At 68.4% G+C, this 23,466-nt stretch carries 27 protein-coding genes; 12 read left to right on the top strand and 15 right to left on the bottom strand.

Annotated elements, in window-relative coordinates; genetic code table 11:
* Positions 1 to 3 precede the first annotated feature (3 nt).
* The 4 genes from AAFO60_RS11500 to AAFO60_RS11485 all read right to left on the bottom strand — a co-directional run bounded on the left by AAFO60_RS11500 (position 4) and on the right by AAFO60_RS11485 (position 2,887).
* A complete protein-coding gene (locus AAFO60_RS11500) occupies positions 4 to 855 on the bottom strand; it encodes an MlaE family ABC transporter permease (RefSeq protein ID WP_347956335.1) in 852 nt (283 codons plus the stop codon).
* Positions 856 to 857: 2 nt separating this feature from the next.
* On the bottom strand, positions 858 to 1,622 hold the full coding sequence (locus AAFO60_RS11495; RefSeq protein WP_347956334.1) for an MlaE family ABC transporter permease: 765 nt from the start codon (positions 1,620 to 1,622) through the stop codon (positions 858 to 860).
* 95 nt (positions 1,623 to 1,717) lie between these two features.
* Positions 1,718 to 2,608 (bottom strand): 3-oxoacyl-ACP reductase, encoded by an 891-nt coding sequence (locus AAFO60_RS11490; protein WP_347956333.1) that lies wholly within the window; start codon positions 2,606 to 2,608, stop codon positions 1,718 to 1,720.
* An 84-nt stretch (positions 2,609 to 2,692) separates the two neighbouring features.
* Positions 2,693 to 2,887, bottom strand: a complete 195-nt coding sequence (locus AAFO60_RS11485; protein ID WP_347956332.1) for a ferredoxin — start codon at positions 2,885 to 2,887, stop codon at positions 2,693 to 2,695.
* A 123-nt stretch (positions 2,888 to 3,010) separates the two neighbouring features.
* Between AAFO60_RS11485 and AAFO60_RS11480 the strand changes: the two genes are divergently transcribed.
* From AAFO60_RS11480 to AAFO60_RS11470, 3 genes are read left to right on the top strand one after another with little or no spacing between them, the layout of a single operon-like run.
* Positions 3,011 to 4,198: an acyl-CoA dehydrogenase family protein gene (locus AAFO60_RS11480; protein ID WP_347956331.1), complete on the top strand. Its 1,188-nt coding sequence runs from the start codon at positions 3,011 to 3,013 to the stop codon at positions 4,196 to 4,198.
* Between the two features lie 27 nt (positions 4,199 to 4,225).
* Positions 4,226 to 5,338: an acyl-CoA dehydrogenase family protein gene (locus AAFO60_RS11475; protein ID WP_347956330.1), complete on the top strand. Its 1,113-nt coding sequence runs from the start codon at positions 4,226 to 4,228 to the stop codon at positions 5,336 to 5,338.
* Positions 5,339 to 5,365: 27 nt separating this feature from the next.
* Positions 5,366 to 6,892 (top strand): AMP-binding protein, encoded by a 1,527-nt coding sequence (locus AAFO60_RS11470; RefSeq protein WP_347956329.1) that lies wholly within the window; start codon positions 5,366 to 5,368, stop codon positions 6,890 to 6,892.
* A 593-nt stretch (positions 6,893 to 7,485) separates the two neighbouring features.
* Here the strand turns inward: AAFO60_RS11470 and rpsR are convergent.
* The 4 genes from rpsR to rpmB are packed head-to-tail and all read right to left on the bottom strand — an operon-like array spanning position 7,486 to position 8,424.
* Complete coding sequence (gene rpsR / locus AAFO60_RS11465; protein ID WP_347956328.1) at positions 7,486 to 7,716, bottom strand: 30S ribosomal protein S18; 231 nt, start codon at positions 7,714 to 7,716, stop codon at positions 7,486 to 7,488.
* Entirely contained in the window at positions 7,716 to 8,021 is a 306-nt protein-coding gene (gene rpsN, locus AAFO60_RS11460; protein ID WP_347956327.1) for a 30S ribosomal protein S14, read from the bottom strand. Before rpsN ends, rpsR begins: the two co-directional genes overlap by 1 nt.
* Entirely contained in the window at positions 8,021 to 8,191 is a 171-nt protein-coding gene (gene rpmG / locus AAFO60_RS11455; protein WP_347956443.1) for a 50S ribosomal protein L33, read from the bottom strand. Before rpmG ends, rpsN begins: the two co-directional genes overlap by 1 nt.
* A complete protein-coding gene (rpmB, locus tag AAFO60_RS11450) occupies positions 8,188 to 8,424 on the bottom strand; it encodes a 50S ribosomal protein L28 (protein ID WP_347956326.1) in 237 nt (78 codons plus the stop codon). The genes rpmG and rpmB overlap by 4 nt, the downstream gene beginning before the upstream one ends.
* A gap of 100 nt (positions 8,425 to 8,524) precedes the next feature.
* Here rpmB and mrf point away from each other — a divergent pair, with 100 nt between their 5' ends.
* Both mrf and AAFO60_RS11440 read left to right on the top strand, forming a co-directional pair.
* Positions 8,525 to 9,841: a ribosome hibernation factor-recruiting GTPase MRF gene (gene mrf, locus AAFO60_RS11445; RefSeq protein WP_347956442.1), complete on the top strand. Its 1,317-nt coding sequence runs from the start codon at positions 8,525 to 8,527 to the stop codon at positions 9,839 to 9,841.
* On the top strand, positions 9,838 to 10,083 hold the full coding sequence (locus AAFO60_RS11440; RefSeq protein ID WP_347956325.1) for a type B 50S ribosomal protein L31: 246 nt from the start codon (positions 9,838 to 9,840) through the stop codon (positions 10,081 to 10,083). The genes mrf and AAFO60_RS11440 overlap by 4 nt, the downstream gene beginning before the upstream one ends.
* A gap of 1 nt (position 10,084) precedes the next feature.
* On the opposite strand, the gene AAFO60_RS11435 is transcribed toward AAFO60_RS11440, so the two are convergent.
* Together AAFO60_RS11435 and AAFO60_RS11430 are read right to left on the bottom strand one after the other, a co-directional pair.
* Positions 10,085 to 11,218, bottom strand: a complete 1,134-nt coding sequence (locus tag AAFO60_RS11435) for an NAD(P)H-dependent flavin oxidoreductase (protein WP_347956324.1) — start codon at positions 11,216 to 11,218, stop codon at positions 10,085 to 10,087.
* 46 nt (positions 11,219 to 11,264) lie between these two features.
* Positions 11,265 to 12,890, bottom strand: a complete 1,626-nt coding sequence (locus AAFO60_RS11430) for an acyl-CoA synthetase (RefSeq protein WP_347956323.1) — start codon at positions 12,888 to 12,890, stop codon at positions 11,265 to 11,267.
* Between the two features lie 61 nt (positions 12,891 to 12,951).
* On the opposite strand from AAFO60_RS11430, the gene AAFO60_RS11425 reads away from it, so the two are divergent.
* Positions 12,952 to 13,767, top strand: coding sequence for a crotonase/enoyl-CoA hydratase family protein (locus tag AAFO60_RS11425; protein ID WP_347956322.1), 816 nt, complete (start codon positions 12,952 to 12,954; stop codon positions 13,765 to 13,767).
* 47 nt (positions 13,768 to 13,814) lie between these two features.
* On the opposite strand, the gene AAFO60_RS11420 is transcribed toward AAFO60_RS11425, so the two are convergent.
* Positions 13,815 to 14,453, bottom strand: a complete 639-nt coding sequence (locus AAFO60_RS11420) for a zinc ribbon domain-containing protein (RefSeq protein WP_347956321.1) — start codon at positions 14,451 to 14,453, stop codon at positions 13,815 to 13,817.
* 182 nt (positions 14,454 to 14,635) lie between these two features.
* Here AAFO60_RS11420 and AAFO60_RS11415 point away from each other — a divergent pair, with 182 nt between their 5' ends.
* Positions 14,636 to 15,112, top strand: a complete 477-nt coding sequence (locus tag AAFO60_RS11415) for a hypothetical protein (RefSeq protein WP_347956320.1) — start codon at positions 14,636 to 14,638, stop codon at positions 15,110 to 15,112.
* A gap of 155 nt (positions 15,113 to 15,267) precedes the next feature.
* The gene (locus AAFO60_RS11410; protein ID WP_347956319.1) at positions 15,268 to 16,089 is read left to right on the top strand and encodes an endonuclease domain-containing protein; all 822 of its coding nucleotides are present in this window, start codon (positions 15,268 to 15,270) and stop codon (positions 16,087 to 16,089) included.
* Between the two features lie 58 nt (positions 16,090 to 16,147).
* Here AAFO60_RS11410 and AAFO60_RS11405 read toward each other — a convergent pair whose 3' ends face one another.
* Complete coding sequence (locus AAFO60_RS11405) at positions 16,148 to 17,176, bottom strand: LLM class F420-dependent oxidoreductase (protein ID WP_347956318.1); 1,029 nt, start codon at positions 17,174 to 17,176, stop codon at positions 16,148 to 16,150.
* Between the two features lie 59 nt (positions 17,177 to 17,235).
* Between AAFO60_RS11405 and AAFO60_RS11400 the strand changes: the two genes are divergently transcribed.
* From AAFO60_RS11400 to AAFO60_RS11390, 3 genes are read left to right on the top strand one after another with little or no spacing between them, the layout of a single operon-like run.
* Entirely contained in the window at positions 17,236 to 18,249 is a 1,014-nt protein-coding gene (locus AAFO60_RS11400) for a Zn-ribbon domain-containing OB-fold protein (protein ID WP_347956317.1), read from the top strand.
* A 26-nt stretch (positions 18,250 to 18,275) separates the two neighbouring features.
* A complete protein-coding gene (locus AAFO60_RS11395) occupies positions 18,276 to 19,319 on the top strand; it encodes a thiolase domain-containing protein (RefSeq protein WP_347956316.1) in 1,044 nt (347 codons plus the stop codon).
* Entirely contained in the window at positions 19,319 to 20,488 is a 1,170-nt protein-coding gene (locus AAFO60_RS11390; protein WP_347956315.1) for a thiolase domain-containing protein, read from the top strand. The genes AAFO60_RS11395 and AAFO60_RS11390 overlap by 1 nt, the downstream gene beginning before the upstream one ends.
* A gap of 122 nt (positions 20,489 to 20,610) precedes the next feature.
* On the opposite strand, the gene AAFO60_RS11385 is transcribed toward AAFO60_RS11390, so the two are convergent.
* Positions 20,611 to 20,946 (bottom strand): winged helix-turn-helix transcriptional regulator, encoded by a 336-nt coding sequence (locus AAFO60_RS11385; RefSeq protein WP_347956314.1) that lies wholly within the window; start codon positions 20,944 to 20,946, stop codon positions 20,611 to 20,613.
* A gap of 129 nt (positions 20,947 to 21,075) precedes the next feature.
* Between AAFO60_RS11385 and AAFO60_RS11380 the strand changes: the two genes are divergently transcribed.
* Entirely contained in the window at positions 21,076 to 21,525 is a 450-nt protein-coding gene (locus AAFO60_RS11380) for a DoxX family protein (RefSeq protein WP_347956313.1), read from the top strand.
* Positions 21,526 to 21,626: 101 nt separating this feature from the next.
* On the opposite strand, the gene AAFO60_RS11375 is transcribed toward AAFO60_RS11380, so the two are convergent.
* Positions 21,627 to 22,067 (bottom strand): nuclear transport factor 2 family protein, encoded by a 441-nt coding sequence (locus tag AAFO60_RS11375; protein WP_347956312.1) that lies wholly within the window; start codon positions 22,065 to 22,067, stop codon positions 21,627 to 21,629.
* Entirely contained in the window at positions 22,064 to 23,290 is a 1,227-nt protein-coding gene (locus AAFO60_RS11370; RefSeq protein ID WP_347956441.1) for a cytochrome P450, read from the bottom strand. Before AAFO60_RS11370 ends, AAFO60_RS11375 begins: the two co-directional genes overlap by 4 nt.
* Positions 23,291 to 23,466 lie beyond the last annotated feature (176 nt).

Below are 23,466 nucleotides of genomic sequence, written 5' to 3'. Positions count from 1 at the left end.
GATTCAGCCCGCCAGGTTGAACTTGCCGTCGGCGCCGTAGATCGCGAGCGACGTGAGAAGAGTGATGACCACGACGACCACGAGCGACGCGCGAACCGCGTTGCCGACGGCCACGCCGACGCCCACCGGTCCGCCGGAGGCGTTGAAACCGTAGTAGGTGTGGATGAGCATGACGGCCACGGCCATGCAGATCGCCTGCACGAAGGACCACAGGATGTCGGACGGGATCAGGAAGGTCGAGAAGTAGTGGTCGTAGACGCCGGACGACTGTCCGTAGAGGAACACCGTCGCGAATCGACTGGCCAGGAAGGAGGCCAGGGCCGCCAACGAGTACAGGGGGATGATCGCGACGAGGCCGGCGATGATCCGGGTGCTGACCAGGTACGGAACCGAGGCGATCGCCATCACTTCGAGTGCGTCGATCTCCTCGGAGACGCGCATGGCGCCCAGCTGGGCTGTCGCTCCTGCGCCGATGGTCGCGGCGAGGGCGATGCCGGCGATCACCGGGACCGCGATGCGCACGTTGATGAAGGCCGAGAAGAAGCCGGTCAGCGCCTCGACGCCGATGTTGGCCAGCGAGTTGTAGCCCTGGACGGCGATGGTGCCGCCGGTGAACAGGGTGAGGAAGCCGACCACCACGACCGTGCCGCCGATCATGGCGAGGGCGCCGGTGCCCATCGAGATCTCGGCGATCAGGCGCAGCGTCTCCTTCTTGTACAGACGGAGCGCGCGCGGGATCGAGATGATCGCGTCCCAGTAGAACAGGGCTTGATCGCCGATCTTGTTCCAGTCCTCGCCGGCGCGTTTGAGCGCGACCCGGGCGGTGAGCAGACGTGTAGTACCTGGAAGAACCATCTTTATCCCATCGTCGCCTTGAGACCGACCGCCGTGACGACCACGTTCACGACGAACAGCGCCATGAACGAGTAGACGACGGTCTCATTGACGGCGTCGCCGACGCCCTTCGCTCCGCCCTTCACGTTGAGGCCGCGGTAGCAGCCCACGAGTCCGGCGAACAGGCCGAAGAGCGCGGCCTTGATCATCGAGATCACCAGCTCGCCGAGCCCGGTGAGCAGGGTGAGGTTGGCGATGAAGGCACCCGGGTTCACGTCCTGCAGGTACACCGAGAAGACGAAGCCGCCGGCGATGCCGATGGTGCAGACCAGGCTGTTGAGCAGCAGAGCCACCCCGGTGGAGGCGATGACGCGGGGCACCACGAGCCGGTGCACCGGGTTGATGCCCAGCACCTCCAACGCGTCGATCTCCTCGCGGATGGTGCGTGCGCCGAGGTCGGCGCAGATCGCCGTGGCGCCCGCGCCGGCGACGATCAGCACCGTCACGATCGGACCGATCTGGGTGATGGTGCCGAGCGCCGCACCGGCACCGGACAGGTCCTGCGCACCGATCTCGCGGAGCAGGATGTTCAGGGTGAAGCTCACCAGCACGGTGAACGGGATGGCGACCAGCAGGGTCGGCACCAGCGAGACGCGGGCGATGGCCCACGACTGCTCCACAGTCTCTCTCCACTGGAACGGGCGGCGGAACAGTTCGCGTGCCGACGCTACACCGAGCGCGACGAACTCCCCCACACCGTTCATCGGGGCTGCGAGTTTACTCGACAAGACCCCTCCTCCCGCTCCGATGCTGGCAACCTATCACGTACACGAAACTGTGCTCGGCGTTACAAGCCGAGCAGACGAACCCTATGGAAATGCCGCTATTCCATCAAATCTGACGCGGAAAACGTGCCCGTGTGGTCCGGCGATGCAAAGTAACTGGTCATCGTGTCACTTAGCGAATCGGACTCCCACTTGTCGCCGTCGGCGAGGAAGACCTCGGCGACCTTCGGCGCAGCCATCAGACTGACCTTCGGGCCGTAGACGACGAAGATCTGGCCGGAGACGTTCTGGGCGGCCGGGCTGGCGAGATAGCGGACGAGGGTCACCACGTGCTCCGGCGACAGCGGATCGACCGAGTCCTCGGGGGCGTCGCCGAAGACGTCGGCGGTCATCGCCGTGCGGGCGCGCGGGCAGATCGCGTTGGCGGTGGCCCCGTAGCGGGCCAGCGCGCGGCTCGCCGAGACGGTGAGCATCGAGATGCCCGCCTTGGCGGCCGAGTAGTTGGCCTGCCCCGCACCGCCGAGCAGCGCCGCCTCCGACGAGGTATTGATGAGACGACCGAAGATCGGCGCACCGGCCGCCTTCGACTCCGCGCGCCAGTAGGCGGCCGCGTTGCGGTTGAGCAGGAAGTGGCCGCGCAGGTGGACACGCTGCACCAGGTCCCACTGATCGTCGGTCATGTTGAAGAGCATCGCGTCGCGGGTGATGCCCGCATTGCTCATCACCACGTGCAGCCCGCCGAGGTCTTCGGTGGCGACCCGCATGATCTCGGCGGCGGTCGCCGAATCCGAGATGTCGCCGGCCACCGGCACGGCCTTGCCGCCCAGCGCCGCGATCTCGTCGAAGACGTCCGAGGTGTCGAGCGCCTGCTGCAGATCGTTGATGATGACGGTGGCCCCGTCGCGAGCGAGGCCGATCGCCTCCGCCCGCCCGAGGCCGGCACCGGCACCGGTGACTACTGCTACCCGACCATCCAACGACTGACTCACGTGCATCCCTTCAGAGCTTCAAAAGTAGAACTTGTTCTAACACAGTTCTTCCCGACCGGCCACCCGATCGGGAAGAACACGTTGTTAGTCGTCGACGATCGACAACGCCGACCGCGGGCAGCTGGCAACCACCTGACGCATCTCCTCGCGGCGCGTCTCGGCGACGTCGTCCTGCAGAATCACCAGGTAGTCGTTGTCATCGAGCTCGAACACGTCGGGAGCCATGCCGACACAGACGGCGTTCGACTCGCACAGATCGTAGTCGCATTTGATGTGCATCTGCTTCTCCTCCGATCGCGGCCCGCACAGTTGACGGGCTCGCCTCCTACACGTTAGAACGTGTTTCAATACTAGGAAAGCAGTATTGCGCCCCGATCGGGAAACGGCAACGGCGGGAGAGCCATGCACATCGCGTACACCCAGGACCAAGAACAGCTTCGGCGTGAGCTCCGCGCCTACTTCGCAGACCTGATGACCCCCGAACGACGGGCCGCGCTCAGCGGCGGCGACGGTGAGCTGGGCGAAGGCGACGCCTACCGCGACGTGGTCCGGCGCATGGGCAAGGACGGCTGGCTCGCGCTCGGCTGGCCCGCCGAGTTCGGCGGCGCCGACCGGTCGATGATGGATCAGCTGATCTTCACCGACGAAGCGGCGATCGCGGGCGCGCCCGTCCCGTTTCTGACGATCAACTCGGTCGCGCCGACCATCATGCATTACGGCTCCGACGAGCAGAAGCAGTTCTTCCTGCCCAAGATCGCAGCGGGCGACCTGCACTTCTCCATCGGTTACTCCGAACCCGGCGCGGGCACCGACCTGGCCGCCCTGCGCACCAGCGCCGTCCGCGACGGCGACGAGTACGTCATCAACGGCCAGAAGATGTGGACCTCGCTGATCCCCTACGCCGACTACGTGTGGCTCGCCTGCCGCACCGACCTCGACCCCGCGGCCAAGAAGCACAAGAGCATCTCGATGATCATCGTGCCGACGACCGCCGAGGGATTCTCCTACACCCCGGTCCACACCATGGCGGGCGTCGACACCAGCGCCACCTACTACCAGGACGTGCGGGTGCCGGTGACCAACCTCGTCGGCGAGGAGGGCGGCGGCTGGGGCCTGGTGACCAACCAGCTCAACCACGAACGCGTCGCGCTCTGCAGCGCCGCGCCGATCCAGACCGCACTGCGCGAGACCCTCGACTTCGCCACGCGCGAGGTCGACGGCGTCCGCCTCGCCGACCAGGCGTGGGTGCGCGCCAACCTGGCGCGCGTGCACGCGAAGGTGGAGTTCCTCAAGCTGGTGAACTGGAAGATCGCCTCGATCGCCGCTTCCGGCGGATCGCCGTCGCCCGCCGACGCCTCCGCGACCAAGGTGTTCGGCACCGAGTTCGCCACCGAGGCCTACCGACTGCTGATGGAGGTCGTCGGTCCGGCCGCCACCCTGCGCGCCGGCAGCGAGGGCGCCCACCTGCTCGGACGCCTGGAACGCTTCGCCCGCACCTCACTCATCCTCACCTTCGGCGGCGGCACCAACGAGGTCCAACGCGACATCATCGGCATGCTCGCGCTCAAGCTGCCGCCCGCCCGTCGCTGACCGCGCCAGTCACTTAGGAGACACCCCATGGACTTCACTCCCACCGAAGCGGCGACCGAACTGGCGCGGCTGACCGCAGACATCGTCGGCCGGCTCAGCCCGGCCGACCGCGTCGCCGAACTCGAATCAGACCGCGCCCAGATCGACGAGCGGCTCTGGGCCGAGCTCGCAGCCGCCGGCCTGCTCGGTCTGACAGCCCCCGAGGACGCCGACGGCGCAGGCCTGTCGACCCTCGAAACCGTCGCTGTCGCAACTGAACTCGGTCGCGCGCTGGCCCGAGTCCCGTACGGCCCCCACGCGGTTGCCGGGGTTCCGCTGATCGCCGCGCACGCGAGCGCCGAACTGGCCGCGCAGGTGTTGGCTCCGGCCGCCGCCGGCCGGGTCGTGCTCACCGCGGCCGTCGAAGAGGACCGCAACTTCGATGCGGCGGCACCGCGCACCGCCTTCGACGGCGAGCGGTTGTCGGGCACCAAGATCAACGTTCCGTACGCCGCGGCGGCGTCGACCCTGCTGGTGATCGCGGCTGCGGCCGACGGCCCGGTGGTGGTGGCCGTGCCCGCCGACCGCGCGGGCGTCCGCGTCGTCGAGACACCGTCCACCGGCCTGAGCCCGGTCCACCAGGTCACCTTCGACGCGGTCGCCGTCGCACCGTCGGAGGTCCTGGCCGGCGGTGCCGGCACCGTGCAGCACGCACTGGAACTGCTGCGCCTGGCCGTGTGCGCCGATCAGGCCGGCGTCGTTGCGGCGGCCCTGGACGCGACGGCGGAGTACGCGCGCGAACGCGAGCAGTTCGCCCGCCCCATCGGCTCCTTCCAGGCCGTCGCGCAGCGGCTCGCCGACGGCTACATCGACGTCCAGGCCGCCTCGCTCACCCTGACGCAGGCCGCGTGGCTGCTGTCCGGTCGCGCCGACGCGTCGGCCGCCGAGGTCGCCGACGCCGTCGACACCGCGAAGTTCTGGGCCGCCGAGGCCGGCCATCGCGTCGCGCACACCGCCGTCCACGTGCACGGCGGGGTCGGCCTCGACACCAGCCATCCCCTGCACCGCTTCTTCCTGCGCGCCAAGCAGAACGAGTTCACCCTGGGCAGCGCCCCGGCTGTGCTCGACTGTCTCGGTGAGCGGTTGGTCGCGGCCCGCTGACCCCCGAGGACTGCCACAATGCCCGACATGCTGAATGCTCCGGCCGCCCCCGCCCCGTCGTCGGTCACCGATCCGCGCTGCCTGCCCGAACTCCTGGCACCGCTGGCGGACGTGACCGATCGCGGACTGTTCTTCGAGGACGAGTTCGTCTCGTGGCGCGATCATCTCGCCGCGAGCCGGCGGCGGGCGGCCGCGATCGGCGCGAAGCTCGACGGCGTCGCGCCGCGTCATGTCGGGGTGCTGCTCCCGAACGTTCCCGAGTTCAGCTATCTGTTCGGGGCTGCCGCTCTCGGCGGGTTCGTGATCGTCGGGCTCAACAGCACTCGGCGGGGGCCGGCGCTGGCTGCCGACATCGCCCGCGCCGACTGCCGGCTTGTCGTCGTTTCGGATGAAACTGCCGGGCTGATTCCCGAAGGCTCGATTTCCGTGCCGACGATCAACGTCGACGGCACCGAATGGTCGGAGCTGCTGGCGTCGGTGTCGCCGGACGACTTCGTCGCGCCGACTGTCGGCCCCGACGATCTGCTGATGTTGATCTTCACCTCGGGCACCACCGGCGACCCGAAGGCCGTCCGGTGCAGCCAGCGGAAGTTCGCCGCGCCCGGCGTCATGTTGGCCGAGCGTTTCGGCCTCGGCCGCGACGACGTCTCCTACCTGTCGATGCCGATGTTCCATTCCAACTCGCTGATCGCCGGTTGGTCGGTGTCCGCGGCGGCGGGGGCCTCGATGGTGTTACGGCGCAAGTTCTCGGCGTCGGGCTTCTGCGACGACATCCGCCGCTACGGCGTCACCTACGCCAACTACGTCGGCAAGCCGCTGCACTATGTGCTCGCGACGCCGGAACGGCCCGACGACGGCGAGGTGTCGCTGCGACTGGTTTACGGCAACGAGGCCGGGGCCGCCGATCGCGCGGAGTTCTTCCGTCGCTTCGGCGCGCGCGTCGTCGACGGTTTCGGGTCCACCGAGGCCGGCGTGTCGATCACCCGGACCGCGGACACCCCCGACGATGCTCTCGGACCGCTCACCGCGCCGAACGCCGTGGTGAACCCCGCGACTCTGGAGCCGGTCGCCGTCGGCGAGATCGGCGAGATCGTCAACGCCTCGGGGCCCGGACTGTTCGACGGCTACTACGGGGACGAGGCCGCGACCGCCGAACGGATGCGCGGCGGGATGTACCGCACCGGCGATCTCGGCTGGGTCGACGACGCAGGCTACGTTCACTTCGCCGGCCGCCTGGGCGACTGGCTGCGCGTGGACGGCGAGAACCTCGGGACCAGGCCGATCGAGAAGATCCTGTTGCGTCACCGGCTCGTCTCCGACGCGACGGTGCTCGGGATCCCCGCCGAGATCGGCGACACGGTCGGCGCGGTGCTGGTCGCGCCGGGGCTGACGAAGGAGTCGTTGGTCGATTTCCTCGCCGCCCAGCCCGATCTGGGCCCGAAGCAGTGGCCGACGACCGTCTGGCTCACCGACTCCCAGCCGGAGACCGCCACCTTCAAGACTGCGCGAGCCGCCCTCGCCGCGTCCCTGGGCGAGCCGACCTGGCAGCTGTAACGGCTCCGGGTCTCGATGCGCTCCCCCGCTCCGCTCCTCCGCTTACTCGACCACCCTAGAAACACGCGGACAGTCCTTAACGACCCCCGAAAACGCCTAGCCCTCCGGCTGATCGAGTAGCCCGCGAACGAAGCGAAGACCCAGCCCCAGGCTGATCGCGTAAGCGACCCGAGCGAAGTGAAGGCTAACCCCCGGCTGATCGCGTAAGCGACCGAAGCGAAGTGAAGGCCGGCCCCAGGCGGATCGAGTAGCCCGCGAACGCAGTGAAGGCCGGCCCCAGGCTGATCGAGTAGCCCGCGAACGAAGTGAGCGAGCGTATCGAGATCCCCACCCCCGCAACCAGCACCCCCACCGACCACCGCCGGCACATTGCCGGAGACACCCCGTCAGACTCCTGCTCACGACAGCACTCCACGCACCCCGGCCTCGATGCGCTCCCCCGCTCCGCTCCTCCGCTTACTCGACCACCCTAGGAACGCCCGACCCCAGGCTGATCGAGTAAGCGACCGGAGCGAAGCGACGGCCGCGCATCGAGATCCCGAAACCGCCCAGCCCCAGGCTGATCGAGCGAGCGCATCGAGATCCCCGCGCCGTCACCCCGAGTACGACAGCAGGGCCATCTCCCGTGCATTGCGCACTGCGAGCGCGAGTCTGCGCTGCTGCTGCACGGACAGTCCGGTGACCTCGCGTTTGCGGATCCGCCCCCGGTCGGTGAGGTAGCGGCGCAGGACCTCGGTGTCCTTGTAGTCGAACGTCAGGTTCGGGTCGGCCTTGCGGCGGCCCGCCTTCCGGGCGGCGCCCGAACGCTTCTCTCGCTTCGCCATCACCAGCTCGCCTTCGTGATTCCGGGCAGTTCGCCGCGATGAGCCATCTCCCGGAACCGGACGCGCGACAGTCCGACCTTCCGCAGGTATCCGCGCGGGCGACCGTCCACTGCGTCTCGATTGCGGAGCCGGGTTGCGCTGGCGTCGCGCGGCTGCCGCGACAGTTCCGCCTGCGCGGCGGTGCGGACCTCGCGGGTCGAGGTCGGGTCGGCGATGATCGCCTTGAGTTCGGCGCGCCGCGCCGCGTACTTCTCCACCACCGCCATCCGTTGTCGGTTGCGCGCGATCTTCGACTTCTTCGCCATCAGCGGTCCTCCTTGAACTCCACGTGCCTGCGCACGATCGGGTCGTACTTGCGCAGCACGAGCCGGTCGGGGTCGTTGCGGCGGTTCTTGCGGGTCACGTACGTGTATCCGGTGCCTGCGGTGGACCGCAGCTTCACCACCGGCCGCAGATCGGTGCTCTTGGCCATCAGACCCGCTCCCCCTGCTTGATCATCCGCGCGACGACCGCGTCGATCCCGTCCCGATCGATCATCTTGATCCCGGTCGCGCTGACCCGCAGCGTCACGCGGCGCCCCAGGGAGGGCACCCAGTAGGTCTTGCGGAACAGATTGGGACGCCACTGGCGCGACGTGCGCCGATGCGAGTGAGACACCTGTTTTCCGTACCCGGGTACCTTGCCCGTCACTTGGCATCTGGCCGACATCCGAACTCCTTACTGGCAACGATTCGCAATAATTCCGTCGGCAACGCTACAGTGAACTCAAGGATTAATGAAAACCATTACGAATAAGGAATGAGTCGTGATGCCCCCAGACCTGCCCGATCGCACGCCGCTGACCCTGGTCACCGGACTCGACCGCGCCCTCTCCGCGCGGATCGCGCACACCCTCACCACCCCGGGAACCGTGGTGGTGAGCCACGATCTGCGCGACGTCGAGCACGGCCGCGTGGTCCGCTCCATTCACCGGATGGACGCCGACGGCACCGACCACTACAGCCTCGACGACGTCGAGCTGGAGCACGGATGCGTGTCGTGCACCCTCCGCCTGGACCTGCTGCCGCTGCTGCGGACCCTGCACCGGGAGACCGTGGCGCGGATCGTCGTCGTCCTGGACCCGGTGGTCGAACCCGAACACGTGGCGCTCGAGATCAAGAGCACCGTCGTCGAGGTCCCCGGGCTAACACCCGCGCCGGCCGGCGACGACGTGGCCCTGCTGCACACGGTGTGCGGCGTCGACGCAGCACGCTGGCTGGCCGACGCCACCGGCGACGTCACCCTCGCCGAGGAGGGACTGGGAGTGGGCGAGGACGAACGCACGCTCGCGCAGGTGGCGGTCGGCCAGGTGCGCTTCGCCGACACCCTGATCGTCGAACGCGCCGACGCCGTCGACAGCGCCTGGGATCTCGCCCGGTTGCACGCGGTCCTCATCCGCCTCGCGCCGGGTGCGGGGATGCGGACCCTCAACAGTCAGCAGTCGCTCGACAGCGCGCTGATGGCCGGCGCCCTGTCTTCGGGGACCACCCACTCGCCGCACGGCCGGCCGCGCCGCCCGTTCGATCCCCTGCTGGCCGGCCGACCCGACCTGACGGCCGACTGCGGCGTCGAACTGTTCGTCTACGAGGCGACGCGCCCCTTCCATCCCGGCCGCCTGCACGATGCGCTCGACGCACTGCTCGACGGCGTGGTCACCGCACACGGCCGGCTGTGGGTCGCGGCCAATCCCGACGACATCCTCTGGCTCGATTCCGCGGGCGGCGCCCTGGGCATTCTCCGGGTGGGCAGCTGGCTGGCCACCGATCCCGAGGCCGAGGCCGACGACGACCACCGCGCGGTCGCCTCGATGATCTGGGACGAGACCTACGGCGACCGACACTCCAGCCTCGCCGTCCTGTGCCACCGGGCCGTGCCCGACGAGATCCGCAGCGCCCTCGACGGCGCCCTGGTCACCGACGCCGACCTCGCCGGTGGCCCCGAGTACCTGGCCGCACTGCCGTCGCCCTTCGGCACCGAACACCACGATCCGTGCGACGACCTCGAACTGAGCGACCGCTCGTCGGCCGTCGCCCAGGGCGCCGCCGAGCAGACCACCACCGACCACCGCGAAGGAGACGACCGATGAAGTCTGGAATCCACCCCGAGTACCGCCCCATCGTCTTCCGCGACGCCACCACCGGAACCTCGTTCCTGACCCGTTCGACGGCCACATCCGAGGTGACCGTCGACTGGTCGGACGGCAACACCTACCCCTTGATCACCGTCGACGTGACCAGCGATTCGCATCCGTTCTGGACGGGCACGCAGCGTCTCGTCGACGCCGAGGGGCGGGTGGAGCGCTTCCGCCGCAGGTACGGTCTCGCCTGAGTCAGTCGAGCGTGGCGTTCATCCGCGCGACGGCGTCCCGGTACTCGGCCACCAGATCGTCGATCAGTTCCTGCACGGGCGTGATCGCATTGCACCGGCCGACGATCTGGCCGGCGGGCATCGCGACGACCTTGGGGTCGTCGGACGCCGAGATCCGGGCGTGCGCCTCCCCGACCAGCAGGTTCTGCAGCGGCATCGGCAGCGGCTCCGGGGCGCCCGGAGCGTCCCAGGCGTCGGTCCACGCGGTCTTGAGCAGCCGCGCGGGCTTGCCCGAGTAGATGCGGCGGCGCACGGTGTCGCGCGAGGTCGCGGCCAGCAGGGCCTGCTGCACGGTCGTCGGTTCGCCCGGCTCGTGCGCCCCCAGGTTGTATTCGGCGGCGGTGAGCCAGTAGGTGCCCATCCACACGCCCTGCGCGCCGAGCGCGATGGCGGCGGCGATCTGCCGTCCGCTGCCGACGCCGCCGGCGGCCAGGACGGGGTGGTCGCCGACTGCGTCGACCAGTTCGGGCCACAGGATCATCGAGGTGACCTCGCCGGTGTGGCCGCCGCCCTCGTAGCCCTGGGCGATGACGATGTCGACGCCGGCGTCGACGTGGTGCAGGGCGTGCTCCTTGGCGCCGGCCAGCGCCGCGACGGCGACACCGTTCTCATGCGCCAGGTCGATGACGTCCGCGGGCGGCGAACCGAGCGCATTGGCGATCAGCTTGATCTGGCCGTACTTACGGGTGTGCTCCATCGCGATGTCGACGTGCGAGCGCGCCACCGAATGCAGCCATCCGAGCACGCCGGTGTTGACGCGGCCGCCGTTGTCGGGCAGCGGCGGGACGCCGAGGTCGTCGAGGACTCGCTCGACGAAGGCGCGGTGCTCGGGCGGGATCATGGAGTCGAGGTCGGTCTTGGACCCCTCGGTGGGGATCTTGGCGGGCATCACCACGTCGACGCCGAAGGGCTTGCCGTCGGTGTTCTCGTGCATCCATTCCAGGACGGCGTCGAGTTCGTCGGGCTCGTTGAATCGGACGCAGCCCAGCACGCCGAGACCGCCGGCGCGGCTGATGGCCGCGGCGACGTCCTGGCTGGGGGTGAAGCCGAAGATCGGGTACTCGATCCCGAAGCGTTCGCACAATGGAGTTTTCATCGGTGTCCTTGGTTGACGGGTCTTGCAGATTCCGGGGCCGGAGGCGCTAACGCGCGTGGTCGGGTTCGCGGGAGTCGGTCACCTCGCGCGCCCACCGGTAGTCGGGCTTGCCCGCGGGCGAGCGCTTGATCTCGTCGACGAACCACACGCTGCGCGGACACTTATAGCCGGCGAGATCGGCGCGGACCGCCTCGCCCAGCGAGTCCAACGTCGGACGCCGACCGTCGCGGACCTGCACGATCGCCGCCACTCGCTGACCGAAGCGGTCGTCGGCCACCCCGACGACCACGGTGTCGAAGACGTCGGCGTGCGACTTCAGCGCCGCCTCCACCTCTTCCGGGAACACCTTCTCGCCGCCGGTGTTGATCGACATCGATCCGCGCCCCAGCATGGTGATGGTGCCGTCGGCCTCCAGGGTCGCGAAGTCGCCGGGCATCGAGTAGCGCACCCCGTCGTAGACGACGAAGGTCTCGGCCGACTTCGCCGGGTCTTTGTGGTAGCGGAGCGGAATGTGGCCCGACCGCGCCAGCCGGCCGACCTCGCCGCTGCCCGGCTCGAGCAGTCGGCCGTCGTCGGCCAGCACATGGGTGTTCGGATCGGCCTTGACCGTCGGCGCGCCGACCCGGCTGGCCCCCTTGGCGGCCACGCCCATCCCGCCGAAGCCGGTCTCCGACGAACCGATGGCGTCGACGATGACCGCGTTCGGGAAGGCCTCCAGGTAGCGTTCCTTGACCGCGGCCGAGAACAGCGCGGCCGATGAGGCCACCGAGACCACCGTCGAGGTGTCGTAGTCGCCGGCTTCGAGCGCCTCGATCATCGGCCGGGCCATCGCGTCGCCGGTGATGAAGACGACGTGCACGCCGTGTCGCTCCACGGCCTCCCACACGGCGACCGGATCGAAGTCGGGGTAGACGACGGCCTTCCCGCCGGCGAACAGCGACTGGAACACCGCCCACTGGCTGCCGCCGTGGATGAAGGGCGGGATCGCGAAGCGGACCAGCTGGCCGCCTTCGGCGCCGGCCCGCGCGTGCTCCCATTCGTCTTCGATCGGTCGGCCGGTGTACCAGTCGATGCCGCCGCCGAGCACCCGCCAGATGTCCTCCTGCCGCCACACCACGCCCTTCGGCTTTCCGGTGGTGCCGCCGGTGTAGAGCATGTAGAGGTCGTCGCTGGAGCGTTCTTCGAAGTCGCGCTCGGGCGAGCCTGCGGCGATCGCCTGCTCGAATCCGCTCACCGCGTCGTCGTCTCCGCACTCGATCGGCACCTGCGAGCCGTCGTCGGCGACGATCCGGTGTGTGATGTCGGTGGTCGATTTCGATAACACGTTGCACACCAGCGGCGTGTACTGCCGTTCGTGGATCAGCACCTTCATCTGCGAGTCGACGAAGATGTGCTCCAATTCGCTCTCGACGTACCGGTAGTTGACGTTCACCATCACGGCGCGGGCTTTGAAGATGGCCAGCATCGCCTCCACCGATTCGATGGTGTTTCTGCTGTACAGGCCCACCGCATCCCCGGGCTGCACACCCAGTTCGCGGAGCCGGTGCGCCAGCGCGTTGGCGCGGGCGTCGAGCTCGGCGTAGGTCCGCGAACGGTCTCCCGATTCCAGGGCGACGCGGTCGGGCATCAGATCGACCGCATGCTCGAACAGGTCTGCAACAGTGAAGGCCATGCGTCAAAACTAGAACGTGTTACTGTTCGCGGCAAGGATTTCCGCGACACCAGGAGGAAAGATGACCGCAGAGGGCACAGAAGCGACCATCGACGCCCCGGAATGTCTCGTCGAGAAGCGCGGCCACGTGCTGATCGTGACGATGAACCGTCCGCAGGCACGCAACGCGCTCTCGGGGCCGATGATGCGGATCATGGAGCAGGCCTGGGATCAGGTGGACGCCGACCCCGACATCCGCGTGGCGATCCTGACCGGCGCGGGCGGCTACTTCTGCGCCGGCGCCGATCTCAAGGCGATGAATCAGTCGGCGCCCGGCGACAAGTTCGCCAAGGGCGGCTGGGACCTGACCAGGCTCCCCGCGTTGCTGAAGGGACGGCGACTGTCGAAGCCGCTGATCGCGGCCGTCGAGGGCCCAGCGATCGCCGGCGGCACCGAGATCCTGCAGGGCACCGACATCCGCGTCGCCGCCCAGAGCGCGAAGTTCGGCGTCTCCGAAGCCAAGTGGGGCCTGTTCCCGCTCGGCGGCAGCGCCGTCCGCCTCGTCCGGCAGATTCCGTACACGATCGCCGCCGACATCCTCCTGACCGGCCGCCACATCACCGCCGACGAGGCCAAGGAGTACGGCCTGGTCGGCTACGTGGTGCCCGATGGCACCGCGCTCGACAAGGCCCTCGAGATCGCCGACCAGATCGCCGCCAACGGCCCCCTCGCCGTCCAGGCCATCCTCAAGACCATCCGCGACAGCGAGGGTCTGCACGAAGAGGAGGCCTTCAAGATCGACGCCGAACTCGGCGCCAAGGTCTTCCAGTCGAAGGACGCCAAGATCGGTCCGCGCGCCTTCGCCAACCGGCAGAAGCCGGAGTTCACCGGGGAGTAGGCGCCCGGGCTCCGTCCGTCGCCGGCCGGAACCCGGATCCGTCCGGGTCAGATCAAGCCGTGGCCGCACTCCGAGCAGAAGACCGCGCCGGGCGGATTCGACGCCTGGCACCCGCCGCAGGAACGCGTCGGAGCCAACGCCGAGCCGCAGCTGCCGCAGAACTTGCCGCCCGACGCGGCCGCCTGACAGCTGGGGCAGCGGGTGACCGACTGCTGCGCCACGTCGACGCCGTCGATCAGCGAGGTGTTGCGCAGCGCGTCGCGCAGTTGCTCCTGCCGCGCCTGGGCCTGCAGCTGCGCCAGCTGCTCGGCTTGAATCGGGCTGCAGCGAGCGCACTGCCCCACCGCGTCGTTCCAGCAGATCTGCCCGCACACCCAGTCGCCGCAACCGCGGCACTGGGTGAACTGCGGCGAGATCTCCTCGACGGCCACCCGCATCGCCGAGTCCTTCTCGGTCGAGTTGGTGCCGCGGTCGAGGGCCGTGCTCGCCTGGTAGGCCAGCGACGCGGTGCGGCCGCCGAGGAAGCCGCTCACCCCGCGCAGCAGCGCACCGCCCGTCTTGCGCATGCTGCGACGAAACGCCGACCGGTAACCGTTGCCGCACCGCTCGCATCGGAACTCGAACTGGTAGCCGTCACTGTTGGAGAGGTCCCGATAGTTGTCGGTGAACGGTAGCGAAGAGGACATCGACATTCCTTCTCAAAGGGGATTATTTCCTCGAATCGTATCGACCATTCGGCCGACGCGACGCCCGCCGCGACCGAGATCGCCAACGGCTGTCGGCCGAACGGGCTAACATCGACACATTCGAGAACGACATACCCGGCACGAAGCAGAACACACCCGAAGCACCCGCTGAGGAGAGATCCATGCCTTCACGCACCCGCACCCGATTGGCGGCGCTGGTCGTCGCCGCAGCCACCACCGCTTCCACCTTCACCTCCGTCACCGCTGGTCAGGCACGCGCCGACGCCCGTGAGTTTCCGCTCCACGGTTGCGCGAACATCAGCCCGAACATCGTCGACCTCCCCTACCTGCCCTCGCGCGCGATCGTGTCCGACTACGCGGGCACCACCTATCTCCAGATCGATTACGGCAGCCTCTGGATCGGCGTCGGATACGATTCCGTCGCCCGCCTGTCCTGGCACAATCTTCAGACCGGTCGGCACGGAACTCTCGTCGACCACAGTCGCGTTCGCCCGCCCAACACCGGCGTGCACAACTTCTCCCTCCCGACCGCCGAGTTCGGCCCCGGAAAGGTGAAGCTGACGCTGAGCACCGTCAATCGCAACGCCCTCTGGTCGATCCCCGCGCGCACCTGCGGCGGGACCGTCGTCGCCCCCTGACTTCGCATTACCAACGCGTATGTGGCGCCGTCTCGACCGAGCCCTCTCCGATTCTCGCCGGATTACGCATTGGTAGTGCGCGGACTCTATCCACAGATTCCGGCCGAACCCAGCGAATGACCGACTGAGCCGCGCCGATGGCGCACACTGCCTCCATGAACACGGGGGTATTCAGGTGGGGACAGCTGTGCGCGCTTGCGCCGCGAAGCGAGATCGACAAGGCGATTCGAGACGGCAGGCTGCTCAAGCTGCGTCACGGTTGGTACGCGACCCCCGACGCGGATCCGGAGACCGCCCGCGCCGTCTCCGCCGGCGGGGTGTTGAGCTGCGCGTCTGCGCTGGCGAAGTTCGGTGTCTGGACACCGCCCACCGACCGCACGCATCTCCGGGGAAATGACGCCGTCGCACGACTGCATCCGACGTGGTGCCGCCGGGCGGGACGCCAGCCCGCGGAGGCCGGCGCCGTCGACGATCTGACCACCTCACTGCAGCACGCGGCCAAATGCCTTCCGTCGGAGGACTTCGTCGTGGTGTGCGACTCCGTACTCAATAAGAGGCTGGTGTCGCCGATCGAACTCGCCACACTGTTCACCGCCGCGTCGCGACGACTGCACGAGACCCTCGACCGGTGCGACGGCCGAGCGGAGTCCGGCACGGAGTCGATGGTGCGGTTGCGCATCGCCCGGCCGAATCTGCGAATCCGCCCGCAGGTGAACATCGTCGGCGTCGGCCGGGTCGATCTGCTCGTCGGCGAGTCGCTCATCATCGAGGTCGACGGCTACGCCTATCACGCCGATCCGGACACGTTCGAGAACGACCGGCTCCGCGATCTGCGCGCACACGCTCTCGGCTACAACGTCGTCCGCCTGACATTTCAACAGGTCGTCTACCAGTGGCGTCTCATCGAGCCGCTGCTGATGGAACTGATCCGCCGCCGGGTCCACCTGCGGCCGTTGCCCCGCATTACCAACGCGTAATTCGGCGAGAAGGCCACTTCTGCGCCAGACCTCGCCACATACGCGTTGGTAGTGCGAGCTACACGAGCTCACCCAGCGCCCGGACCGTCGCGACGTCCTTGGTCGTCACCATCAGCATGGTGACGCCGGCAGCCTCCCAGACCTTGATCTGCTCGCGGACCTCGTCGGCGGTGCCGACCAGCATCGTCTCGCGCACCATCTCGTCCGGGACCGCGGCCAGCGCCTCGTCCCGGCGGCCGGCGCGGAACAGGCGACCGATGTCGTCGACGACGGCGCCGTAGCCCATTCGGCGGTACAGGTCGGCGTGGAAGTTCTTCCCCGCCGCCCCCATCCCGCCCACGTACAGCGCGGTCGACGGCCGGTAGCGATCGATCGCGGCGGCGACGTCGTCGGTGATCACGCACTGCACGGTCGCCGAGATCTCGAAGTCGGCCCGCGACCGCCGGGCGCCCGAGCGGGCGAATCCCTCGTCGAGCCATTCGTCGTACATGCCCGCCAGTCGCGGCGTGTAGAAGATCGCCAACCACCCGTCGGCGATCTCCGCGGTCTGCGCGACGTTCCGCGGCCCCTCGGCACCGAGCCAGATCGGGATGTCGGCGCGCAGCGGATGGGTGATGGGCTTGAGCGGCTTCCCGAGGCCGGTCGCCGACTCGCGCAGCGGCAGCGGATAGTGCGGACCGTCGTTGACCACGGCCGATTCCCGCGCCAGGACGTCGCGCACCACCTGCACGTATTCGCGGGTGCGGGCCAGCGGCTTGCCGAAGGGCTGCCCGTACCAGCCTTCGACCACCTGCGGTCCGGACACGCCGAGGCCGATGATGTGCCGGCCGCCCGACAGGTGGTCGATCGTCAGCGCGGCCATCGCCAGGGTGGTCGGCGGCCTGGCCGACAGCTGCGACACGGCGGTCCCCAGCCGCAGGGTCGACGTGGCCGCGCCCCACCAGGCCAGAGGCGTGTAGGTGTCCGACCCCCACGACTCGGCGGTGAACACCGCGTCAAACCCTGCGCCCTCCGCCGCCGAGAGCAGTTCGGGCACGTCAGCAGGCGGCTGCGCGCCCCAATAACCCAGTTGGAGGCCGAGTTTCATCTGGACACCTTTCCGACAAATGCTTGCGGCAAGCAACTAGAACATGTTCTAGTTGTTGAGTGTCCCATAGTGCAATCCCCACCACACCCGAGGTGCAGGTACCCGAGCCGCAGTCACCGATCCTGTCCGCGGAACTCACGAACACCTTCGCCTACACGCGCTCGCTCGGACCGGTCCTGTCACAGTTCGCCCTCGCCCTGCGCGACGGACGCCTCCTGGGCAGTCGCGGCTCCGACGGTCGCGTCACCACCCCGCCCGACGAGTTCGACCCGATCACCGGCGCCCTCAGCACCGACCTCGTCGAGGTCGGCAGCGTCGGCACCGTGCAGAGCTGGTCGTGGGAGCCGACTCCGCTGCCCGGCCAGCCGCTCGACCGGCCGTTCGCCTTCGCGCTGATCAAGCTCGACGGCGCCGACACCGCCATGCTGCACGTGGTCGACGCGCAGAGCCCCGACCAGATGAGCGTCGGCGCCCGCGTGCACGCCGTCTGGAACACCGTCCGTACCGGCGTCATCACCGACATCGCGCACTTCAGCCTCGGCGAACAGGCCTCGCAGGCGCCCGCGCCGACCGGCGAGATGACCGTCGACGACGCCGGGAACGTGATCACCCAGACGCCGATCACCACGACGATCATGCACTCGGCAACCGAGGCCGAGACCTGGTACCTGGAGGGTCTCAAGGCCGGCGAGTTCATCGGCGGACGCGTGCAGACCGGCGAGGTCTACTTCCCGCCCCGCTACGTGAGCCCGTCCGACGGCAGCCCCACGGTGGAGCGGGTGACCTTGGCCCAGACCGGCACCATCACCACCTTCTGCATCGTCAACGTGCCCTTCCTGGGTCAGCAGATCAAGCCGCCGTACGTCGCGGCCTACGTGCTGCTCGACGGCGCCGACATCCCGTTCCTGCACCTGGTGCTCGACACCGCGGCCGAGGACGTCCGCATGGGCATGCGTGTGAAGGCCGTGTGGCGTCCCGAGGCCGAATGGGATCACACGATGCGCAATGTCAGCCACTTCGCCCCGAGCGGCGAGCCGGACGCCGACTTCGAGTCGTACCGGAACCACCTCTGACGCTCGGAAGGAAATCAGGCATCGAAATGAGCAATTCACAACTGCCCCGCATCGCCGTCGTGGGCTTCGCGCACAGCGCCAACGTCCCCGCGACCACCGGCACCACCAACGGCGTCGAGATGCTGGTCCCCTGTTTCAGCAAGCTGTACGACGACCTCGGCATCAGCCGCACCGACATCGACTTCTGGTGCAGCGGCTCGTCCGACTACCTCGCCGGCCGCGCGTTCTCGTTCATCTCGGCGATCGACGCGATCGGCGCCGTACCGCCGATCAACGAGTCGCACGTCGAGATGGACGGCGCGTGGGCGCTGTACGAGGCGTGGATCAAGATCGCCACCGGCGAGGTCGACGTCGCCCTGGCCTACGGTTTCGGCAAGTCGTCGGCCGGCGACTCCGACCGCATCCAGGCCATGCAGACCGACACCTACAACGTGGCCCCGCTGTGGCCCGACGCCCGCTCGCTGGCGGGCCTGCAGGCCCGCGCCGGTCTGACCTCCGGCGCCTGGACCGAGGCCGACATGGCCGGCGTCGCCGCACGCACCACCGGCCGGTCGGTCGACGAGCTGCTGGCCACCGACTATGTGGCCGACCCGCTGCGCGCCCACGACATCGCGCCCTACGCCGACGCCGGCGCCGCGGTGATCCTGGCCTCGGAGGACCGGGCCCGCGAACTGGTGGCGAACCCCGCCTGGATCACCGGCTGGGATCACCGCATCGAGACGCCGAACTTCGGCGCCCGTGACCTGACCCGTTCGGAGTCGACGGCCAAGGCCGCCTCCGTCGCCTTCGGCGACCGTTCGCGCGACGTCGACGTCGCCGAGATCCACGCGCCATACACCCACCAGGAGCTGATCGTGGCGCGCGAGCTCGGCTTCGGCGAGGGCACCCGGGTGAACCCGTCGGGCGGCGCACTGACCGCGAACGCCCTGTTCACCGCCGGTCTGCAGCGCATCGGCTATGCCGCGCACGAGATCCTGACCGGCAATGCGGGCACCGCCGTCGCACACGCGACCGCCGGACCGCTGCTGCAGCAGAACATGGTCGTCGCACTTGCAGGAGGAGAGAACTGATGGGCCGCAATCGCGTCGCCGTCCTGGGCACCGGACAGACCAAGTACGTCGCCAAGCGCGGCGACGTCACGATGGCGGGCATGGTCCGCGAGGCCATCGACCGTGCCCTCGCCGACTCCGGGCTGACGATGGCCGACATCGACGCCGTCGTCATCGGCAAGGCGCCGGACATGTTCGAGGGCTCGATGATGCCGGAACTGTCGATGGCCGCGTCCATCGGCGCCGTCGGCAAACCGCTGATCCGCGTGCACACCGCCGGTTCGGTCGGGGCCTCCACCGCCGTGGTCGGCTCGTCGATGGTCGGCAGCGGCATCCACCGCCGGGTGCTCGCGGTGTCGTGGGAGAAGCAGTCGGAGTCGAACGCCATGTGGGCGCTGTCGATCCCGGTGCCGTTCACCATGCCGGTCGGCGCCGGCGCGGGCGGCTTCTTCGCCCCGCACGTGCGCTCGTACATCCACAACTCCGAGGCGCCGGCGCACATCGGCGCGATGGTCGCAGCCAAGGATCGCCGCAACGGCGCCCGCAATCCCCTCGCGCACCTGCATCAGCCCGACATCACCGTCGAGTCGGTGATGGCCTCGCAGATGCTGTGGGACCCCATCCGGTTCGACGAGACCTGCCCGTCGTCCGACGGCGCCTGCGCGGTCGTTCTGGGCGACGAGCGCAGCGCCGACGACTCGCTCGCCGAGGGCCGCCCGGTGGCGTGGGTCCATGCCACCGCGATGCGGACCGAGCCGCTGTCGTACTCGCACCGTAACGTGGTGAGCCCGCAGGCCGGACGCGATGCGTCGGCGGCACTGTGGCGCGACGCCGGCATCACGAACCCGCTCGAGGAGATCGACGCGGCCGAGATCTACGTGCCGTTCTCCTGGTTCGAGCCGATGTGGCTGGAGAACCTGGGATTCGTGCCCGAGTACGAGGGCTGGAAGCTCACCGAGGCCGGCGAGACCGAGATCGGCGGCAAGCTGCCGGTCAACGCCTCCGGCGGCGTCCTCTCGTCCAACCCGATCGGCGCGTCGGGGATGATCCGCTGCGCCGAAGCCGCCATCCAGGTGATGGGCAAGGGCGGCGATCACCAGGTGCCCGACGTCCGCAAGGCCTTCGGCCACGCCTATGGCGGCGGCTCGCAGTACTTCTCCATGTGGGTGGTCGGCGTCGACAAGCCCTGACGGCCCGGCGCTCGCCGACAGTCGCGACCCCCGCCCACCCGCGCGTTTGACGAATGCGTGCGGGACGGGCGGGGTCGCACCCGTCGGCAACCCCGACCGACGCTCCCGACCGACCGACGCCCCTAATCGACCGCAGGCGCGGGCATGTTGTCCTGCACCGCGACCACCAGTGCACGCACGGCGTGCGCCACTTCCGCGCCCGCGGCGGTGAGCGCGTACTCCGGATGCGACGGTCGGCCGTCCGACATCGTCCGAGCGACGAGACCGTCGTTGACAAGGGTCTTCAGGGTCTGCGTCAGCATGCGATCGCTGATCCCTTCGATTTGCACACGCAATTCACAGAAACGCTGCGGCTCCGGTGTCAGCCGGCCCAGCACGAGCGACCCCCAACGTCCCGTGACATGCGAAAATACCTGCCGCGACGGGCAGTTCTTCGCGAACACGTTGAACGGAATCATGGCTCGACTCTAGCTCCGACCGGTTGAACTTACGAAAAGTAAGTGTTTGAATCTCAGGGATTCCGAATCTTCGGATAGGGGGCGCCCCTCGGCGACCACCGAACCTGAACCGCAAGGAGACTGCTCGCCATGACCGCTGTCAAGACCGGCCAGAACCTGGCAACCACCATCGCCCGGGTGATTCTCGGCGTGATCTTCCTGGCCCACGGATGCCAGAAGTTCTTCGTCAACGGCATGGACAACGTCGCCGCGGGCTTCGACGCGATGGGCGCGCCGCTGCCCACCGTCTCGGCATGGCTCGCCGCCCTGGCCGAGACCGTCGGCGGCGCGCTGCTGATCGTCGGCCTCGCCGTTCCGGTCGTGTCGGTGATCCTGATCCTGGACATGATCGGCGCCATCCTCATCGCGCACGTCGACGCCGGCTTCTGGGCCTCCGACGGCGGCTACGAGCTTCCGCTCGCACTGATCGCCGGCCTCATCGCCGTCGGCTTCGTCGGCCACGGTGTCCTGGCCGCCGACACCCATCTGCTCAAGGCCGCCACCGGCAAGGACGCCGACCGGGCGACGGCCGTCGAGTAGGCACCCCGCGAACGCCGTGAGGCCCGACGACCATCTCGGTCGTCGGGCCTCACGGTGTCTCGCGCCGGGCTGACGGGTGATGCGCCCGGGCACGTTCGGTCCTACTGCGGGCGCAGCGACTTCATCGTCGCCTCGACCTCCCAGAAGGCGCGGAGTGCGACCAGGTCGCCGGCGGTGTCGGCCTTGTAGGTGAACACGCCGTCCGACTCGGTGATGTGGCCGCCGATGTAGGTGACGATCTTGCCGATGTAGGCGACCTCGTCGCCGCAGATGATCTCCTTGTCGAAGACGAAGTCGATCTTCTCGGTCGTGCCGATCGTCTTGTCCCAGAACGCCGACAGTTCCTCGGCGCCCCGGTGGCCCCTACCCTCTTCGTCGAACATCGACGGTCCCACCGGGTCCTCCACGGACCCGTCGGCGGCGAAGTTCGCCAACCAGGCCGCCTTGTCGCGTGCCTGCACGGCCTCCCGCGAGCGTCGCCCGGCCAGGACGGCCGGATGACGCTCGCGGTCGATGTTCAGGTAGGCGGGCGCCTCGGTCACTTGCCCGTCCCGTAGTCGACCTGGAGTTCCTTGATGCCGTTGATCCAGCCGTGACGCAGGCGGCGCGGCGAGTCGAGCTTGGTGATGTCGGGAACCAGGTCGGCGAGCGCGTTGAACATCAGGTTGATCTCCATGCGGGCCAGGTTGGCGCCGATGCAGAAGTGCGTGCCGTTGCCGCCGAAACCGACGTGCGGGTTCGGGTCGCGCAGGATGTTGAACGTGAACGGATCGTCGAAGACGTCCTCGTCGAAGTTCGCCGAACCGTAGAACATGCCGACGCGCTGGCCTGCCTTGATGTCGACGCCGCCGACGACGGTGTCGCGCTTGGCGGTCCGCTGGAAGACGTTGACGGGGGTCGCCCAACGGACGATCTCGTCGACCGCGGTGGCGGGCCGCTCCTTCTTGAAGAGCTCCCACTGATCGGGATTCTCCAGGAAAGCGTTCATTCCGTGGGTGATCGCGTTGCGCGTGGTCTCGTTGCCTGCGACCGTCAACAGAATGAAGAAGAAGCCGAACTCAGCCTCGGTCAGACCGTGACCGTCGATGTCAGCTTCGATGAGCTGGGTGACGATGTCGTCGGCCGGGCAGGCCTTGCGCTCTTCGGCCATCTTGTAGCCGTAGCCGAGGATCTCCATGTTCGCGACCAGCGGGTCGGTGGTGAACTCGGGGTCGTCGGCGTTCATCATCGAGTTGGACCAGTCGAACAGCTTCATCCGGTCTTCCTCGGGCACGCCGAGGAGGTCGGCGATCGCCAGGAGCGGCAGGTCGACGGCCACCTGGTGCACGAAGTCGCCCTTGCCCTCGTCCGCGGCCTTCTGCACGATCTTGCGCGCGGCCTCGTCGAGCTTCTCCTCCAGCGCGTGGACGGCCTTCGGTGTGAAGGCGCGCGAGACGACCTTGCGCAGGCGGGTGTGCTCGGGCGGATCGTGGTTGATCAGCAGCGCCTTGGTGACCTCGATCTGCTCGGGGTCCATGTCGTCCTCGAAACGGATGATGACGCCGTTCTCGTTCGCCGACCAGTCGTCCGCGTTCTTGGAGATCTCACGGATGTGTTCGTGCTTCGTGATGGCCCAGTAGCCGCCGTCGTGGAAGCCGCCGCCCTTTCCGGGGAGCTGAGCGTTCCACCACACGGGGGCGGTCTTGCGCAGCTCAGCGAACTCCTTGACCGGAATGCCCTCCATCAGCAGGTCCGGGTTGGTGAAGTCCCAGCCCTCCTGATGCATGAACGGACACGTGCCGGACGCGCTGTCGTTCTGCGTCTGGGTCACGTCATCACCTCGTTTCTCTTGCCAAGTACAGGCCCCCGGACAGAACGAGAACCCGTTACAATTTGCGTAACTGACACTCTGCCACACTGGATAGACGTGAACAAGAACTTGTTCTAGTTTTGACTCAGAAG

It is taken from the genome of Gordonia aichiensis (genome assembly GCF_039946255.1).
Lineage (GTDB): Bacteria > Actinomycetota > Actinomycetes > Mycobacteriales > Mycobacteriaceae > Gordonia > Gordonia aichiensis_A.
The sequence above is the reverse complement of the archived record's forward strand: the minus strand, read 5'-3'. Positions and strand labels throughout refer to the sequence as shown.

Excerpts from the sequence above, each read along its gene's own strand:
- AAFO60_RS11500 (WP_347956335.1), bottom strand. The coding sequence starts at position 855 with ATGGTTCTTCCAGGTACTACACGTCTGCTCACCGCCCGGGTCGCGCTC.
- AAFO60_RS11485 (WP_347956332.1), bottom strand. The coding sequence starts at position 2,887 with ATGCACATCAAATGCGACTACGATCTGTGCGAGTCGAACGCCGTCTGT.
- AAFO60_RS11480 (WP_347956331.1), top strand. The coding sequence starts at position 3,011 with ATGCACATCGCGTACACCCAGGACCAAGAACAGCTTCGGCGTGAGCTC.
- AAFO60_RS11475 (WP_347956330.1), top strand. The coding sequence starts at position 4,226 with ATGGACTTCACTCCCACCGAAGCGGCGACCGAACTGGCGCGGCTGACC.
- AAFO60_RS11470 (WP_347956329.1), top strand. The coding sequence starts at position 5,366 with ATGCTGAATGCTCCGGCCGCCCCCGCCCCGTCGTCGGTCACCGATCCG.
- rpsR (WP_347956328.1), bottom strand. The coding sequence starts at position 7,716 with ATGGCGAAGCGAGAGAAGCGTTCGGGCGCCGCCCGGAAGGCGGGCCGC.
- rpsN (WP_347956327.1), bottom strand. The coding sequence starts at position 8,021 with ATGGCGAAGAAGTCGAAGATCGCGCGCAACCGACAACGGATGGCGGTG.
- rpmB (WP_347956326.1), bottom strand. The coding sequence starts at position 8,424 with ATGTCGGCCAGATGCCAAGTGACGGGCAAGGTACCCGGGTACGGAAAA.
- mrf (WP_347956442.1), top strand. The coding sequence starts at position 8,525 with ATGCCCCCAGACCTGCCCGATCGCACGCCGCTGACCCTGGTCACCGGA.
- AAFO60_RS11440 (WP_347956325.1), top strand. The coding sequence starts at position 9,838 with ATGAAGTCTGGAATCCACCCCGAGTACCGCCCCATCGTCTTCCGCGAC.
- AAFO60_RS11435 (WP_347956324.1), bottom strand. The coding sequence starts at position 11,218 with ATGAAAACTCCATTGTGCGAACGCTTCGGGATCGAGTACCCGATCTTC.
- AAFO60_RS11430 (WP_347956323.1), bottom strand. The coding sequence starts at position 12,890 with ATGGCCTTCACTGTTGCAGACCTGTTCGAGCATGCGGTCGATCTGATG.
- AAFO60_RS11425 (WP_347956322.1), top strand. The coding sequence starts at position 12,952 with ATGACCGCAGAGGGCACAGAAGCGACCATCGACGCCCCGGAATGTCTC.
- AAFO60_RS11420 (WP_347956321.1), bottom strand. The coding sequence starts at position 14,453 with ATGTCCTCTTCGCTACCGTTCACCGACAACTATCGGGACCTCTCCAAC.
- AAFO60_RS11415 (WP_347956320.1), top strand. The coding sequence starts at position 14,636 with ATGCCTTCACGCACCCGCACCCGATTGGCGGCGCTGGTCGTCGCCGCA.
- AAFO60_RS11410 (WP_347956319.1), top strand. The coding sequence starts at position 15,268 with ATGAACACGGGGGTATTCAGGTGGGGACAGCTGTGCGCGCTTGCGCCG.
- AAFO60_RS11405 (WP_347956318.1), bottom strand. The coding sequence starts at position 17,176 with ATGAAACTCGGCCTCCAACTGGGTTATTGGGGCGCGCAGCCGCCTGCT.
- AAFO60_RS11395 (WP_347956316.1), top strand. The coding sequence starts at position 18,276 with ATGAGCAATTCACAACTGCCCCGCATCGCCGTCGTGGGCTTCGCGCAC.
- AAFO60_RS11390 (WP_347956315.1), top strand. The coding sequence starts at position 19,319 with ATGGGCCGCAATCGCGTCGCCGTCCTGGGCACCGGACAGACCAAGTAC.
- AAFO60_RS11385 (WP_347956314.1), bottom strand. The coding sequence starts at position 20,946 with ATGATTCCGTTCAACGTGTTCGCGAAGAACTGCCCGTCGCGGCAGGTA.
- AAFO60_RS11380 (WP_347956313.1), top strand. The coding sequence starts at position 21,076 with ATGACCGCTGTCAAGACCGGCCAGAACCTGGCAACCACCATCGCCCGG.
- AAFO60_RS11370 (WP_347956441.1), bottom strand. The coding sequence starts at position 23,290 with ATGCATCAGGAGGGCTGGGACTTCACCAACCCGGACCTGCTGATGGAG.